This is a genomic window from Actinomadura darangshiensis (genome assembly GCF_004349235.1).
Taxonomy (GTDB): Bacteria; Actinomycetota; Actinomycetes; order Streptosporangiales; family Streptosporangiaceae; genus Spirillospora; species Spirillospora darangshiensis.
The window spans coordinates 1-944 of the sequence record NZ_SMKY01000649.1 but is presented as its reverse complement, the minus strand read 5'-3'; the positions used below and the strand labels follow the sequence as shown (position 1 = coordinate 944).

The following is a 944-nucleotide window of genomic DNA, read 5'->3' as shown; positions in this document are numbered from 1 at the left end:
CGACCGTCGGGGGCGGGGACGAGGCGGGCATCGCACCTCCAGACCGGTGACCACTTGCCTCCACGGTAACTCAAATGAGACAAGATTCAAATCTTGTCGCACGTCCAATCGCGCCGCGGCGGCCTGAATCGTGATCTTCGCCCGTACGCTTCCGCCGTGACGATGCCACCAGATACTGATGATGTTCCGGAGTCTCCGGAGCCCGCGCCGCAGCCCGCCGCGTCGCGCCGGAAGCGGTTAGTGATCGCCGCGCTGGTCGTCGGGGTCGTCGGGCTTGCGGGCCTCGCTTGCGGCCTGGCCTTCCTCGGCGGAGGTGAGGACGCCGCGCCCCAGGGCGCAGGTGGCGCGCGTGCGTCGGCCCTGGCGGAGGACGCGTGCTTCACGGGCTTCCGGCAGGAGGGGGCGAAGATCTTCGCGCGGGCCGTGCCGTGCACGAGCGCTCACGAAGGAGAGGTCCACGCGAAGCCGGACCTGCCCATTCTCGACTATCCCGGCGACGCGCGCTTGGTCGCCGAGGGGGCGAAGGCGTGCCGGGTCCAGGCGTCGTCGCTGTACGCGGCCGGTCGTGACGACGAGTTCACGCTGGTCGTCGGCCGTCCGGGCAAGAAGGAATGGGAGAGCGGCGAGCGCGCCGTGACGTGCCTTCTCCGCTATGCCGGCGGCCCGAAGAACTTCCGGCTGGAGGGGCAGTGGACCCCGCTGAACTTGCTGGCCGAGGGCGATTGCGTCGGGACCTGGAAGGGCACGGGTGATGTGGACGTCGTCGACTGCACGAAGGAGCACGAGGTCCAGGTGCTCGCGAAGCTCGCGCTGACGGGTGCGCAGGACCCGGACGAGGCGGATGTGTACGCCCTCTGCGCCCAGCGGGCGCGACGCGTCTTCGGTACGGACCCGCCGGCGCACCTTCTGCTGCGCCTCGGCGGTCCGAACGGGCGGGAGTGGGC

1 protein-coding gene is annotated in these 944 nt (G+C 70.4%); it reads left to right on the top strand.

Annotation, left to right across the window (positions count from 1 at the left end):
- Positions 1 to 240: 240 nt before the first annotated feature.
- Positions 241 to 944 (top strand): septum formation family protein (locus E1293_RS47170; RefSeq protein WP_207939569.1); only part of this gene is annotated, 704 nt, incomplete at its 3' end.